Source organism: uncultured Tateyamaria sp. (genome assembly GCF_947503415.1).
Taxonomy (GTDB): Bacteria; Pseudomonadota; Alphaproteobacteria; order Rhodobacterales; family Rhodobacteraceae; genus Tateyamaria.
Map to the genome: position 1 here is coordinate 19,624 of NZ_CANNDS010000007.1, position 15,127 is coordinate 34,750.

Here is a 15,127-nt window from a genome sequence, read left to right on the forward strand (position 1 = left end):
GCCTGACACATCATGCATCAAGGGTGTCAGCGTAATCTTTCGATGCGCGCCGCAGGGGCGATAACCTGCTGATATATAGCAAGAAATCGCCAATATGATTGGACTGTATCAGGTTGCTTTACGCACGACGAAACGGTCCTCGGCGCGCGATGGCCGGGGACCGTGCTTGAATGGCCGCTGGATCGTTTCAGCGACCTTGAGTCTGGTGCCTGTCAGACAAACAGGTCCAGTAAATCCGCCGGCTCTGTGATCAGCTCGAACCGAACCGCGTCGGCAATGATGGTGCCGTCAGCCTCCTGCGCGCCGAAATCGACAAACAGCGTTTGGCCTGCGGTCACGTCCACAGTGCCAAGGGTGGTGTACTGATCCTCGGTCGCGTCCATGTTCAATCCTTCAAAGACAAACGCATCCTCCCCGGCCCCAAAGGTGATATCGACATCCGTTGCTTGGTTGCGCAGGGCCGTGCTGCCCTCGTCATTCAGATTGCGGATCGACACGGTGTATTGCCCTGTGGTCACGGCCTCTGCTTCATACCGGATCGACGCATCCGATCCTGCCGCGGCCCAAAGGAAATCAAGGCCAAGGAACCCGCCGATGCCCGCCGTGCTGGTAAAGTCGCCTGTGGTGGTCGCCGCGTCATTGTCCACAATGATCAACCGGTCCGCGATCAGCGACGCGTCATAGGCGCTGTAGGCGTCGATGCTGATCTCACCGATGCGCGTCTCACCGTCACGCGTTTCTTGCGCCAGATTGAACCCGGAAGCGGCAGTGGCCGATGTGGTGCCGGCCGCGAACAAGCTGGCATCTTCGGTGACATAGCGCGGGATTGAGCCGTCGAAGGGGCCATTGTGCCAAGCGCCCAAAACCTCGCTGACACCGCCGTTGATGGTCTTCAGAACGGTGCCTTCGTCTTCGGTCTTGATCCCGAGGGCGAGGAAGTTCGCGCCGTCGTTAACGATCTTGGCCTCGATCCCACGCTCGGCATTGTCGCCTTCAATGTTGATGTGGCGGCCATAGGCGTTCTGGTCATGCAGGTTGATCGGGCCCCCAACGAAATTGGCAAAAAATACATCGCCCTGATCTGTCTCTGCCACCGCGTCATAGCTGGCTGCCGATAGATCCCGCAGCACAAGGGTACGGTCGCTGTCATGCAGGAACTGCGTTTGAGATCCGGTGAATACAGCGCTGACGCCTTCGATGATCACGGTGTCGGCGGTGCCATCAACGATGCGGAACTGCGCGCCGCCCTCAAGGCGACCGGCATCCGATCCGATGATGCGTTCGACATTGCCCCGCACAAGGATCTCTTCTTCGAATTGCCAGCGCCCTTCGGCGGGCGGGATGTATATGGTTGTGGCCCCTGAATCGATGGCCGCCTGCAACGCGGCGGAGGCATCCTGCCCCTCCACCCCGCCGAAATCCAGAAGGCTGGCCCAGTTGGACAGATCAGGATCAAGCGGTGGTTCAGGCGTGTCCTCGAACTCCAACCCGATCCGTGTGTCCGGGCTTTCAAACAGGCTCGATGCGCCACCACGGCGCGGGCCGCTGATACCGATGCCGATATACTCGTCGACGACATCGCCATTCACATCGCCATTGCCCACATTCTGCAAGGTCTGCGCGTCGATGGCCTGTGCAAAGCCGTTGGTCTCGATATTCTCGGCATACAGAAACCGCGTGTTCAGGATGGCGGCCTGATCCCCCGCCTCGGCGGTGGAGGTGAACGTGCTGTCCACGATCACCGCACGAGATGAATTGTCGGCGTTGACGACACCAATGCCGGGCCCGGTATAGTCAATCTCGCGTCCAAAGAACGCGTCGGCCCGCCCGTTGTGAATGCCAACGTCCTGTCCAACCAGCGTGACGTTCTCAAGCGTGATGCTGTTGCCCTGATTGCGATTGTCGATGCCGATTTCGAACCCTTCGATGGTGACATCCTCGATCAGGGTGGGGCCGGTTTCGCCGTTGTTCACGTCAAGCCCAATGGCTCCGCCTTCGCCCGACCGGATGGTCACATCGCTGATGGTGGACTGGTTGTTGCCGTTGAAGGACAGGCCGGTGGCCGCCGTGTTGCCCGTGCCGATGTCAAAGGTCATGTCGAGCACACGGTTGTTGAAGCCCTGCGCCACACCTGCGCCGAAATCAAGGATCGCGCCCTGATGATCCAGCCCGTCCGCCAGTTTGAAGATTGTGCCATCCTCGCTTTCGCCCTGGATGGTGATGAAGTTGGGCACCGGCACGCCAACCCCGTTGGGCGGCATCAGCGTGTCCGAAATGTCATAAACGCCGTCCTCGAAATAGTAGGTCACACGGGTCTGGAAGGTGTCGAGCAACTCCTGAATGGCGGCGGTGTCGTCGATCCCATCGTCTGCAATGATCCCGAAGTCGGCGACGTTGATCACGCCGAAGTCCACCGGGAACGGATAATCCGAGGTCGCATCCCCTTCAAAAACAAAGTCTCCTGCATCCAGTTCATCGGCAGTTACGTTGCGCAGAAGAACCTCAGCCTCGTCCAGTGTCACGCGCACGCCGCGCCGCGTGTCGGTCAGGGTCAAGTCTTCGAAGTCGGCGCCAGTGCCCTCGAACATCACCAGATCGACACCCAGTTCGAAATCGCGCACGTCGCCCGATACCGGATCAGGGCCAAACACAAACAGGTCGGCACCGGCCCCGCCGTCCAACACGTTGCGCCCGGTGCCACCATCCAGCCGGTCATCGCCATCGCCGCCATCAAGGCGGTCGTTGCCTGCCCCACCGCTCAGGCTGTCATCGCCGCTGCCACCGCGCAACTGATCGCGCCCATCGCAACCGTTCAGACTGTCGTTGCCTCCGTCACCGCGCAGGTTGTCGCTGCCCGCGCCACCCTCAAGTATGTCATCACCCGACCCACCGTACTGTTTGTCATCGCCCGCACCCCCAACGAGCAGGTCATTGTCAGCCCCGCCGCGTTGCCTGTCGTTTCCGTCCCCTCCGGTCAGGATGTCATCACCTGCGTTGCCGTCCTGGTTTGTGCTGACCCTCAGACCACTGGCATCGAACGCGTCGTTTCCAACACCGCCCGTCGCCCACTCCACGCTGGTGTCGAACTGGTTGAGGACAATGCCGACCGTGCTTTTGACGATGACGCGATCCAACCCGTCTCCGCCATCAATCAGCGTATCCTCACTGTCCACGTAAAGGCTGTCGTCACCGGCCCCGCCCAGAAGGGCATCAGCCCCGTCATTTCCGAACAACCGGTCGTTGCCGTCGTCGCCTTGCAGTGTGTCATCACCGCCGCGCCCTTCGATCCGGTCATTGCCGCCATAGCCGCGCAAGATCTCATCCGTATCATCGCCCAGTATTCTATCGTTTCCGGGCATGGGATCTGTTGGCAAGGGGTCATTGTTCAGCGGTGTTTGGCTTGGCGTCGGTGTCGGCATGTATCTGTCCTTTTGTGCACTGCGTCAGACACTTGCCGTCCGACTCGGCGACATTAGGAGGTTCGTTTGCCAGTGGTTTTCACGTTTCGCATGAATGCGAAAAACCGCCGAAGGGAATGGGACGTATAGCTCGTTTCGATGCACAAAACCGGCGGCGAATTACAGAGTATTAAGGGCAAAAGCCCGCTGTGAAATGCGGGCGAAAATCTGCCAAATAGAACATGCCCGGGGTTCCATGCGCTGACGTATTGGCGGACATCAGCGTTTTCTGTGACGCCCTGAGGCGCCGACATGGAGGCCAACAGCCTTAAATTTGTTCATTGCAATCGGGCGCAGATGGCTTTGACAGGACCGCGAACTTCCTTCTGGCCTAGCCGTGTCATGGAATTCCGATCAATCGCGGGCCAGTGCTGGATGCCGATAGGCCTCCGGGTATGTCATTGGCTTGACCGGTCCAAGCGGCACGACATTGTTCCAGCTCCGCCCAAAATACCCCTGACGGCAATGGATCAATGACCCGCTGTCTGCCACGCCGTCCAGCCCATAGACCCGGCACAACCATCGCCACAGATGGGGATAGTCGAGAATGCGCCCCCCGTTCAGTTTCATCCGCACATAATACACGGGATCATGTCGGTAGAGTGTCGGGAACAAACGCAGGTCGGCTTCGGTGAAACGATCGCCGGTCAGAAAGGGCCGGCCATCGGCCAGTCGCTGCTCCAGCGTTGCAAGCGCGGAAAAGTAGTTGGCAAAGGCCGCGTCATAGACGCTTTGGTCGCTGGAAAACCCGGCCTTGTAGGACCCGTTGTTGATGTTCACGTAGATAAATTCGTTCAACTCATCGATGTCACGCCGCAAGTCCGCAGCGGTGTCGTCTGCTGGGTACATGTCCAGCAAAAGGTCCGGGGCCAGAGTGCTGCCAAGGGCGTTGGCATGCGCGCCCAGCATCCGCACAATCTCGGCGCTTTCGTTTGATACGATGCGCTTTGTCTTCTTGTCATACAGGATCGGCACCGACCGTTCCTCGGACCCTTCGGCAGCATAGAGGTCTTTGGCCAGACGATATCCGCTGCCGCTTGCCGTCTCTTCGGTGCATTCCGGCAACGGCGCACCAGTCAGCGGTGAAATGCGGTCGGGGGTGAAATGCCAGAAATTTGCCCCTGCCGGATCGGTGTCATCGGTCCGGTTCGGGAATGCCACGTCCATCGAGATCGAGGTCTGCAATCCAAGAATGCCCCGGGCCAACGTCACACGGTGGCACCAAGGGCAATTCAGTGCGACATGAAGGTGGTACCGACTCGGCTCTGCCGGGAAGTCCGGCGTGTCCCCGATCACATTACGAAACCGGCTGACACCGCGCACAAACTCACCCTTTTGACGACGCTGTGCCGCATTCGCCTGATCTTCCTGTGTCGAGGCATCGGTCTGATCGGTCACAAACTTCTCCTTGCGTCCTGATCAATCGCGTGTGCCGTGATGCAGGATAACCGCCGCGGTCAGCCCTCGTTCGTGGATCAGATGCGGCCCTCAAGTATTTTGACGTATCAAGGAGTACTTAGTAACCGTCCTGTCGGGGGCGACAAGTGCTTGAACGGCTGGAAGGGCGTGATGTGGACATACTGCCTATGTGTCTGCGGACTTGCGGCTTTCGTCTATCTCGGTCTGGCTGTTCCCGCCGGTAAACCAATCGCTCCGTGCGCGGTCTTGAAAGATGATCCAATTGTGTTCGGGATGACTGCCAAGCACGTCGTGGAAGACTTCTGCAATCCCTTCGGCAATGGCCTTTTTCTGTGCCTGCGTCCGGCCTTCGAACAATTCGATTTTCACGAGGGGCATGGCTTGTCCTTTTGCAGTGATCCTAGGGGTGGTTGGCGTCGTTGGCTTGTTTCGGAACGAGGGCCCGCACCAAGTCCTTCATATCAAGCACGCCGACATCCTCGCCTTCTTTCTGAACGCGGAACTTGATGGTCGTGTCGCCATGCGACATGGCGATCACTGACTCGAGCGTCGCCTGATGATCCACGGTCCCCTTGATCCTGTCATATCCTGCATCGGGCGGCGACATGACCGACCGGGCGCGCAAAACCCGCGCGCGGTTGATGTCGTTCACGAACTCTTCGATGTAGGCGTCGGCGGGATGTAGAAGAATGTGCTGGGGTTCGCCCTGTTGAACGACGGCCCCATCCTTCAGGATCACAAGATGATCTGCGAGCCGCAGTGCCTCGTCCAGATCATGGGTGATGAACACCACGGTCTTCCGCAGTTCCGCCTGAAGTTCCAAAAGCAGGCCCTGCATATCAGTGCGGATCAGGGGATCGAGCGCGGAAAAGGCTTCGTCCATCAACATGATGTCGGAATCCGATGTCAGCGCGCGCGCAATGCCGACCCTTTGCTGCATGCCGCCTGACAGCTGATACGGGTATTGGTCCTCGATCCCAGCCAACCCCACACGGTTGAGCCAATAGAGCGCCTTTTCAAGGCTTTCGGCCTTGTCATCACCGCGGGATATGGGCGCAAGCGCGGCATTCTGCAAAACGGTTCTGTGCGGCAGTAGCGCGAAGTTCTGAAACACCATCGACATTTTGGACTGACGCATCCGGCGTATGCCCGCTGCTTCCATTTTGGTGATGTCCTTGCCGTCGATGACAATGGACCCGGCCGTTGGTTCGATAAGGTAATTGATGTGGCGGATCAGCGTAGACTTTCCTGACCCCGACAAGCCCATGACGACGGTAATGTCGCCCTCGTTCATCTTTATGTTGATGTCCTGCAGCCCCAGAACATGCCCATGATCCGCCAAAAGCTGCGTTTTGCTTGCACCGGCATAGACATGTTCAAGTGCCGCCGCAGGCTTTGCGCCGAACACCTTGTACAGGCCCGAGACTTCGATCTTGGCGTTCTTGGACATGACAAGCCCCCTATTGCTGCGCGCGACCGGTGTTGATGCGGTCGAGGGCGGCTTTGCTCGTGCGATCCAGAATGACGGCCAACAGGACGATCCCAAGACCGGCGACCAGACCCACGCCCAGTTCCAGATTACGGATGCCACGCAGCACCAGAACACCAAGGCCCGGAGCGGAGACAAGCGATGCAATCACCACCATAGCCAGCGACATCATGATGGTCTGGTTCAGCCCGGCCATGATGTTCGGCAATGCAAGCGGCAATTGGATGCCGAACAGCTTTTGCTTGCTGCTTAGCCCGTAGGCGTCTGCGGCTTCGATCACACTGCGGTCCACGAGGCGGATGCCGAGATCCGTCAATCGGATGATCGGCACAATCGCATAGAGAATAATGGCGATCCCGTACAGTTTCGGCTCTGTGACGCTGAACAGGAAGATCAGGGGGATCAGGTAAACGAACGACGGCAATGTCTGCAGCAAGTCCAGAATCGGCAAGGATATCCGCTGCACGGCATCGCTTTTGGACATCAGGATTCCTATGGGGACACCCAGCAGCACACTGATGAACGTGCAGACAAACACGATGGACAGGGTTTGGATCGCCGGTTCGAGATGGTCGATGAAACCCAAAAAGAAAAAGGACAGGGCAACAAAGATTGTGACGCGCAGGGATCGGGACACCCAGTACGCGCACCCGATCAGCAGAGGCAGCAGCAGCCACCACGGCATGGCCGAAAACAGGGTCAACGATCCGTCCAACATCCAGCTCAGCGGTTGGGTCAACGGATCCAGAACGATCTTGAGCTCGTCTTTGACGTTCAGAAAGCCGTTTTCCAGCCCGGTGGTCAGATCGCGGGCCTGAGGGATCTTGGCGCAGGCATCGTGCAGGACATCCATGGATGGGAAAGGAAACGCCTCACCTTCGGTTTCCACGCCGGTGTTTCTGGCCGTCAATTGGTTCAGTGAGATCAGGCCGCCGCCTTCGTCTTCACCACACCAGCCACCAAGGCCCAAAGTCTCAACCAAGCGATCGTATACGGACACACCCAACCCTCCAGATCGTCGTCCGCGCAGCGCAAGTGCCGCGCGGAAGCGCTGTGTTGTTACTTCAGCAGTTCAGAAAGGTTTGCCTTGGCTTCGTCCGATAACCATTCTGCCCAGACGTCCTGGTAGTTGAGCAGGAAGTAAGCTGCTGTTTCATCCGCGGAGGCGTTGTTTTCTTCGCGCCATGCCAGCAGTTGACCCATTTGCGGGTTGGTAAAGGCGACGTTGCCCATCAACTCCGCAGCGGCGGGTTCGCGTTCCTTGAAAGCCGGCGTGATGATCGTCCAGACCTCATCGCGGGGATAGGGGGAGACAACCGGGTTCGCGCAGTCTTCCTCGATGTTGCATTCATGTCCGGCCTTGTCGAACGAGCCCATATCCACCATCACCATCGGATTTTTGCCCAACAAGGCGGTCGGGGCCCAGTAATATCCAAGCCACGGTTCCTCCTCGGCGTAAGCCGCGGCAAGGGAGCTCGACAATGCCTCGCCCGATCCGGGGTCAAATACATCAATCCCGGCCTCCTCAAGACCTGCAGCCTTGGCGATGTTGGCATTGATGTTCTTGCACACCCAGCCATCCGGGCAGGTGAACAGGCGGCCGTCAAAAAGGTCTGCGTTGGCGAGAATACCGTCGAGCGTGGCAAGTTCCGGGTTCTCATCCACCATGTATTGCGGCACCCACCACCCCTGTTGTCCGCCATCCGTCAGAACGATGCTATGGAACAGGGCCTTGCCTTCGTCCTGCAGCTTTTCGACCGCAGGCACACTGTTGCCCCAGATTTCAGTCACGATGTCGGGCGTGCCGTTTTCGGCCAGTGACACCATGGCGGTATTGGTGGCAGATGGCACGGCGGTCACGTTGCATCCCAGACCTTGCTCCATCAGGAACTTGGACACAGCCGTGACCACCTGAGATGACGCCCAGTCCATATCCGTGATCGTGACGTCGCCGCATTCTGCATGGGCTGCATTCACCGATAGGATCGTGGCCGTCATTGCCCCGGCAGCGGCGAGTGTGAATTTGTTCATGGCTTTCTCCCTGAAGGTTCTGTCGGTTTCCAGACGCGCGCTGTAAGCGCTTATATTTTCCGGCCTAGGCGGAGCCGGTTTTGGATGATCTTTGGCCGCTATGTTCCGGCTTTTCGTTGACATGCACGGTGCTGTTGCAGGCGTATCGACACCTTGGTTTTCGGGTGTTGCCCCCTGATTTGCTGGGCAGACACACGTTCGAGCAGCGGCACATCATATTTCCCAATTGTTAATGTTTTTTCTTATTGGTCAACTTATTTCTTGGTGATGGTCCATTTCGGGCCAATGGGAAGCGCATGGGTTGCCACAGTTCAGCGGTGTTCAAATGCCGAGCCGTGGAGCCAAATTTCTTTTCGTCGCACTTGCTTCATAAGAAAAATAGTTGACTGAAAGTCAAAAAATGTTGGAGACTTTGGAAGGGCTTTCAATTTGGATTCCGCCAAATGGATATAGGCGGCTTCCAGCGGACGCATGACTGCGCCCTATTGAACCAAGCCGGAGGTGTCATGAAAGATTACTTAAAACCAACAACTTGGAATGACCCGTCCGTCAAACTTTTCCCATATCAGGTCGCGTTCACCTGTCCGCCAAATGATTTTGATCCGTCGCCGTCGGATTTTCTGCGCATTTCTCCGCGTTCGGTTGGTGTGCATGCGCGCATGTTGTTCAATCGGGATTACGGCCATGAGCTGAGCCAGCGAAAGGCGATGTTCGGCCAGCTGGAAGAGTACGTGGAGTGTATGGCAAACACCGGTGCTGACGTTTGCGGGCAAATCGGATCGAACTGGGTGCATGCCAGCGGGCTGGGCGTGGACGGGGTGCGCCAGTATTGTGACGAGATCAGTGACCGCTACGAAACGCCGTTCCACATGGCCGGATATTGCATGGTCGAAGCGCTGCGCGACATGAATGTGGAAAAGGTTGCCCTGAACGCAAGTTATCACTGGCCTGAATGGTGGCAGGGCACGGTTGGGTTTTTGAAAGAGGCTGGTTTCGACGTTGTTTGGGCGGGAAATTTTGTCGATCAGGGCTGGTTCGATGTGCAGGATGATCTGAACGACTGTATCTGGTGTTTCGATGGTGAATTGGCGAAAAAGTCATTCGAATATGTGGCCGACAAGGCCCCAAATGCCGACGCCTACCTTGCAAATGGCCTGCCGAATTTTCGTCGGGCTTCGGATGGTCTTGCAGAGCGGCTTGTCGACCTTGAAGTCGGTCTGGAGCAGGCACTGGGCAAACCGATCGTCAGCCATGACAGCGCCCTATATTGGCGGATTTTCAAGACATTGGGCATTGGGCCAGCAACCGAACAAGGAGCCCTTTTGTCCAGTTTGAAAAGCTGACGTCACAGCGCCAGCCGGGTTCCCAACCCTTTATGGGCCGCTGCGGAAAGATATGCCTGTGCCAGCATGAGATCACAGGCTGCCACTCCGCGATGGCAAAACAGGACACGGTCTGAAGGCGAATGGCGACCCGTTGCCTTGCCGGCAATCACATCTCCGATCAAAGCAGAAAGTGTGGCCTCGCTGATTTCGCCGCTGGTTGTATGCGGCCCCAGCCCGCCGCGGCCATCCGGGACCCAACGATCCATTACCAACCGGTCAATATGGGCGGTGATCCCAACGGGCAGCGAACTGTAAGCGCCGAACACGATTAACAGGCAGCCCGGCGCCATCACGTCCGCCGGGAACAGAGCGCGGTTGTTCGGCAGGGCTGATCCGTCGATCATAATGTCTGCCCGGCTCATGCAGCTTTCCCAATCCGGCGTTGCGACAACAGGAACGCCGATGTCTTTTTGCAACTGCTCTGCCGCGGCCTGTGTGCGTGATGGATCACGACCGTGCAGTCGGATTTCGTCCAAGGGCAGCGCCGCCGCAATGTAGCGCGTCGACAGGACCGAGATACCACCGGTCCCGATGCACCCCAAAACCCGCGCTTCGGGGTGTGCAAGCCGCGTGGCACCGATTGCCGTCACCATGGCCGTGCGTTCCGACGTAATGCGGGACGCAGGCAACAGTCCGGTGGTTTGCCCGGTGTCCGTTTCGATCAAGGTCAACAGACCCGGGTTGGTTGCTAGCCCTTTCGCAGCATTGCCTGAAAAGCCCCCGACCGTTTTGACCAGCGCCAGGCGTTGTTCCGGAAGCGCGCCCCGGATCACCGCGATCAGATCATCGGCGCCGGGTGTCGGATTGAAAACAGAAGTTGGTTCTGCCAGCGCAGAGCCATCCGCCTGCGCGATCAGGCCTGCTTCTACGGCATTGCGGATAGCGTCGTTCGACAGTCCAATATCGCACAGATCAGCATCGGTCAGGATCGAGATCATGGTCCGGCATCCAACACAACTTTCAGCAGCATGTAGGACTTTTGCGTCTCCTCTACGGTTCGCCAAATCCCGGTCCAACCCATCGGTATGAAACCGGCTTGTCCCGGCCCGACGCGCACGACGGACCCATCCTCTTCTATCAGCTCGACAAGACCCCGGATCACCGTGAACATCTCGTGATGCGCGCGCGGACGCACGTCGAGTTCACCGGGTTGGCCCACCCATTGTCCACACATCAGAACACCACTGCCCAGATCAACACGGTTCCACAGCGTAGATGATCCATCGCCGGATCTGACAATTGCAGGATCAGGATGACGGGTTACACCGGTGGCATCATCTATATCGAGAAGGCTGGCGGGCATGGGAACACTCCTTGGTTCACGCGAATGGGTTCGGCACGACGGGCGCGGTGTTGAACCAGATGCTTTTGGTGGACATGAATTCTTCAATCGCTTTCATGCCGTTTTCGCGTCCGATGCCACTTTGCTTGACCCCTCCAAACGGTGACGTATAGCTGACCGCCCGGTAGGTGTTGACCCAGACAGTGCCCGCACGCAGACGGTCAGACAGGCGCACGGCACTCGACAGGTCCTGCGTCCAAAGCCCTGCGGCCAGACCGAAATCGGTGTCATTGGCGATCGCGATGGCGTCGTCCTCATCCTCGAAAGAGATGACCGACAGCACCGGCCCGAACACCTCTTCACGCGCAATGCGCATGGAATTGGTCACGCCTGTGAAAATGGTGGGTTGGACAAACAGGCCGTCCCCGCAAGAGGCCCCCTGCCCCGCCCCGCCGCCCAGCACACAGGTCGCCCCTTCGGATCTAGCGATCTCCATGTACTCCAGTATTTTGGCGTGTTGCGCCGCGGTCGCAACCGGAGCCACTTGGGTGGCCGGATCGAGCGGGTCGCCCATCTTCAGATTTTTGGACTTTTCAATCAGTCGTTCGACCAGATCGTCGTAGATGTTCCGGTGCACCAAAAGGCGCGACCCCGCGATACAGGTCTGACCCGTTGCGGCGAAAATCCCGGCCAGCACACCATTGGATGCGTTTTCCAAATCTGCATCCGGGAAGACGATGTTGGGTGACTTGCCGCCAAGCTCTAGCGCGACCTCATGAAAATGCTCCGTCGCCGCCCGATAGACTGCGCGCCCACCGGCCTCGCCGCCCGTAAAGGACACTTTGGCAATGCGTTTGTCTGTGACCAGCGCCTCACCGATTTCTTGCCCGTATCCGGTGACAACATTGACAACACCGGGTGGAAAACCGGCTTCGTCAAAAAGCTGCCCAAAGGCCAGAGACGAGGCTGAGGTGAACTCTGACGGTTTCAGAATGATCGTGTTCCCCGCCGCCAAAGCCGGGGCGAGTTTGTAGGCGGCCAGCAAAAGCGGAGAATTCCATGGTGTGATGCACACGATGACGCCCAAGGGGCCCGGCCGCGTGATGTTCAGCACCGCCTGGTTTTCATTGGGCAGCACAGCACCCTCAACCTTGTCCGCAAGACCTGCGAAATAGCGATACCAGTCCGGGATGCGCCGCATCTGGCCCAGCATTTCAGTGATCCGCTTTCCGTTGTCCATCACTTCAAGACGGGCAAATTCTTCGGCCTTGGCCTCGAACAGATCTGCGAGCCGATAGAGCAACTTGCCCCGGGCCGTTGGCGTCAACCCGGCCCAACGGGGATCTTCAAACGCAGCCACAGCGGCGGATACCGCCGTGTCGGCATCGGCGGCCGTGCCGCGCGGAATGCGGCACCACGTTTTTTGAGTGTAAGGAAAGGTGCTGTCGATCCATGCGCCGCCCTTGGGACTATGGGCCTCCGCATTGATCAGCATTGGGACATCTTGGATGGGGTCCATGGGTCAGGTCTCCGGTGCGAGTGCGGACAGCAGCGACGTCAGCTCGCCGGCGCTCTCAATTGCAAGTATTTGATCTGCGACGTCCCTTGCGCGATTTCCAAGTCGAGGGTGAGCCAAGCGCACGAACTTTTGCCGCAGTCGTGTTTCCTGTTCATCCAGATCGCTGGCGGGCGCGCTGACATCTAAACGCTGTTCATGCGTGGTGCCATCACGCAGGGTAATCCGGGTTGCTGCTTCCATTCTGTTGTCGGTGTGCAGTGGCGCGACATCGACTTTCTCACGCAAGGCACAAAGCACACCATCTGCTGCCAGCGCGTCTTTAAAGGTCGTGGGATCAGTAGTGTCCCGCCCGGCCAAGACCATGGCGACCAGGTGACGTACGGAGAATTTGACCTCTAATCCGGTTGTCGGCTCAACAATGTCACATACGCCTTCCAGTCCGGGTTTCAGTTGGATCAGCACCCGGTCGATGTCAGCTGTCCGGAGTTCGAATTTGCGGCGCAGTTGTGCAACCGCTTCAATTGCTGAATGGGTGTAGTAACAGGCCGCATGATACTTAAAGACGTTGCCTTCGATGCCAAAGGATGCGGACATGTCCGGCCTGATTGGAAGCGGGGCAAAATCCTCGGACAAGGCCGGACCAAACCCGACATCGTCACCAATGCCGTCGGCAGCAGCGGACATCCCCCGTGCTGCCCACCGCGCGGCCATCAGACCGCGTTCGGCGGCAAGTCCGGCATGCAGGGGCTTGGCCATTGTGCCGAACATGGCGCGCAGACCGGACGCTTGCGTTGCCGCCAGCGACAGGGCCCGTCCGGATGTATCCGCATCGGCGTTGATTACCCGACAGACCCCAGCCGCAGCAGCAACAGTCCCGATTGTAGCTGTTGCGTGAAACCCGCGCGCGTAATGCGCTTCGCCCATCATCTCGCCTAGCATGCAGGCCACTTCGGTGCCTGTGACAAACGCGTCGACAATGTCGGCGTCGGCGTGTTCCTGCGCTCCGGCCAATATGGCAGGGACGATCGCCACGCTGGGATGGCCGCGCATCCGCTTGTTGATGTCATCAAAGTCCAGAGCATGCGAGGATGCCCCGTTGATCCGTGCGGCCTGTGGTGCCGTAACACGCATTTCGTGACCAATGATCGGGTGGTGCCCGCGGCACCCGTCTGACTGTGCGTCTGCGATCAAATGCGCAACCAACGGCTCATCCGCGCCCGCCAAGGCGACCCCGGTCCAATCCAACAGTGCCTGCTGCGCGGCGCGCCGTGCGCGAGGTGACGGCGGATCATCCCGCCGCGCGATCCATCGCGCCAGTTCTGCTGTGACCGAATTCGCAATCATCAATAGGACTTTGGCAGCCCAAGCACGTGCTGCGCCACGAAACTCAGGATCAGGTTGGGTGAAATGGGTGCAATCCTACTCAGCCGCGCATCGCGCCACTTGCGTTCGATGTCATATTCGCGGGCAAAGGCAAAACCTCCGAACGTGGTGAAACACGCCTCTGCAGCTTTCCAGGCAGACTCGGCCGACAGCAGGCGCGCCATGTTGGCCTCCGCCCCGCACGGCAGTCCGGCTTCGAACATGGCCGTGGCCTTGCGCACCATCAGGTCGGCGGCCTCCAATTCAGCATGGGCCTGGGCCAGAGGGAACTGGATGCCCTGGTTCTGGCCGATGGGGCGGTTGAAGACGACCCGTTCACGGGCGTAGTCGCTTGCCTTGCCGATGAAGTAGCGCCCGTTGCCGATGCCTTCGGAGGCGGTCAGGCAGCGTTCGGCGTTCATGCCGTCAAGGATGTATCGAAAGCCCTTGCCCTCTTCCCCGATCAGTGCATCGGCGGGGATGGGCACGTTGTCAAAGAACACCTCGCAGGTGTTGTGGTTGATCATCGCGTCTATGGGCTTGATCGTGCAGCCGTTCTGCTTGGCCTCTTGCAGATCAATCAGGAAGGTCGAGATCCCGTGATGGCGCTTTTCGACTTTATCGAGCGGTGTGGTGCGCGCGATCAGCAGCATGAGGTCGGAATGCAGCGCGCGGCTGGTCCAGACCTTTTGTCCGTTGATGACATAGCCATCATTGGTACGGTCCGCCCGCGTCTTGATCTGCGTGGTGTCAGAGCCGGAGGTTGGTTCGGTGACGCCAAAGGCTTGCAAACGCAATTCACCGCTGGCGATCTTGGGCAGGAATTTCTGCTTCTGTTCCGGCGTGCCGTGGCGCAGGATCGTGCCCATCGTGTACATCTGCGCGTGCCCTGCTGCCGCAGAGCATCCCATGGCGTTGATCGTCTCTAGGATCACAGCACCGCCGCGCAGCGGCAGGCCCGCGCCGCCATATTCTTCGGGGATCAGTGCGGCCAGATATCCCGCTTCGGTCAGCGCGTCGATAAAGGCCGTGGGATAGCTGCCGTCGACCGGCTGGTCTTCGAGGTTTTGCCAGTATTCGCCGGGAAACCCCTCGCACAGCTTGGCGACCTGATCGCGGATATCGGCGTAGTCATTGCCGAGATCGACATTGATTTCTGAGGCGGGTGCGGAGGTCATGATA

At 58.7% G+C, this 15,127-nt stretch carries 12 protein-coding genes; 1 reads left to right on the forward strand and 11 read right to left on the reverse strand.

All coding sequences use genetic code 11. The features are described from left to right. Window positions 1-212: 212 nt before the first annotated feature. The 6 genes from Q1A32_RS22865 to Q1A32_RS22890 form a co-directional block, all read right to left on the reverse strand. Window positions 213-3,419 (reverse strand): glycosyl hydrolase family 28-related protein, encoded by a 3,207-nt coding sequence (locus Q1A32_RS22865; protein ID WP_299658095.1) that lies wholly within the window; start codon window positions 3,417-3,419, stop codon window positions 213-215. A gap of 393 nt (window positions 3,420-3,812) precedes the next feature. Further along, window positions 3,813-4,856 (reverse strand): glutathione S-transferase C-terminal domain-containing protein, encoded by a 1,044-nt coding sequence (locus Q1A32_RS22870; protein ID WP_299658097.1) that lies wholly within the window; start codon window positions 4,854-4,856, stop codon window positions 3,813-3,815. A gap of 186 nt (window positions 4,857-5,042) precedes the next feature. Beyond that, window positions 5,043-5,255, reverse strand: a complete 213-nt coding sequence (locus tag Q1A32_RS22875) for a 4-oxalocrotonate tautomerase family protein (protein ID WP_299658099.1) — start codon at window positions 5,253-5,255, stop codon at window positions 5,043-5,045. Between the two features lie 22 nt (window positions 5,256-5,277). After that, window positions 5,278-6,327, reverse strand: a complete 1,050-nt coding sequence (locus tag Q1A32_RS22880; RefSeq protein ID WP_299658101.1) for a glycine betaine/L-proline ABC transporter ATP-binding protein — start codon at window positions 6,325-6,327, stop codon at window positions 5,278-5,280. Window positions 6,328-6,337: 10 nt separating this feature from the next. Next, complete coding sequence (locus tag Q1A32_RS22885) at window positions 6,338-7,366, reverse strand: proline/glycine betaine ABC transporter permease (protein ID WP_299658103.1); 1,029 nt, start codon at window positions 7,364-7,366, stop codon at window positions 6,338-6,340. Window positions 7,367-7,425: 59 nt separating this feature from the next. Beyond that, the gene (locus Q1A32_RS22890) at window positions 7,426-8,397 is read right to left on the reverse strand and encodes a glycine betaine ABC transporter substrate-binding protein (protein WP_299658105.1); all 972 of its coding nucleotides are present in this window, start codon (window positions 8,395-8,397) and stop codon (window positions 7,426-7,428) included. Window positions 8,398-8,903: 506 nt separating this feature from the next. Between Q1A32_RS22890 and Q1A32_RS22895 the strand changes: the two genes are divergently transcribed. Then, the gene (locus Q1A32_RS22895; protein ID WP_299658107.1) at window positions 8,904-9,740 is read left to right on the forward strand and encodes a hypothetical protein; all 837 of its coding nucleotides are present in this window, start codon (window positions 8,904-8,906) and stop codon (window positions 9,738-9,740) included. Window positions 9,741-9,742: 2 nt separating this feature from the next. Here the strand turns inward: Q1A32_RS22895 and Q1A32_RS22900 are convergent, their stop codons facing one another. From Q1A32_RS22900 to Q1A32_RS22920, 5 genes are read right to left on the reverse strand one after another with little or no spacing between them, the layout of a single operon-like run. Next, entirely contained in the window at window positions 9,743-10,720 is a 978-nt protein-coding gene (locus Q1A32_RS22900; protein WP_299658109.1) for a hypothetical protein, read from the reverse strand. After that, entirely contained in the window at window positions 10,717-11,085 is a 369-nt protein-coding gene (locus Q1A32_RS22905) for a cupin domain-containing protein (protein WP_299658111.1), read from the reverse strand. The genes Q1A32_RS22900 and Q1A32_RS22905 overlap by 4 nt, the downstream gene beginning before the upstream one ends. Before the next feature lie 16 nt (window positions 11,086-11,101). Next, window positions 11,102-12,583, reverse strand: coding sequence for an aldehyde dehydrogenase (locus Q1A32_RS22910; protein WP_299658113.1), 1,482 nt, complete (start codon window positions 12,581-12,583; stop codon window positions 11,102-11,104). 3 nt (window positions 12,584-12,586) lie between these two features. Next, window positions 12,587-13,927 (reverse strand): MmgE/PrpD family protein, encoded by a 1,341-nt coding sequence (locus tag Q1A32_RS22915; protein ID WP_299658115.1) that lies wholly within the window; start codon window positions 13,925-13,927, stop codon window positions 12,587-12,589. After that, window positions 13,927-15,123, reverse strand: coding sequence for an acyl-CoA dehydrogenase family protein (locus Q1A32_RS22920; protein ID WP_299658117.1), 1,197 nt, complete (start codon window positions 15,121-15,123; stop codon window positions 13,927-13,929). Before Q1A32_RS22920 ends, Q1A32_RS22915 begins: the two co-directional genes overlap by 1 nt. Window positions 15,124-15,127: the final 4 nt, after the last annotated feature.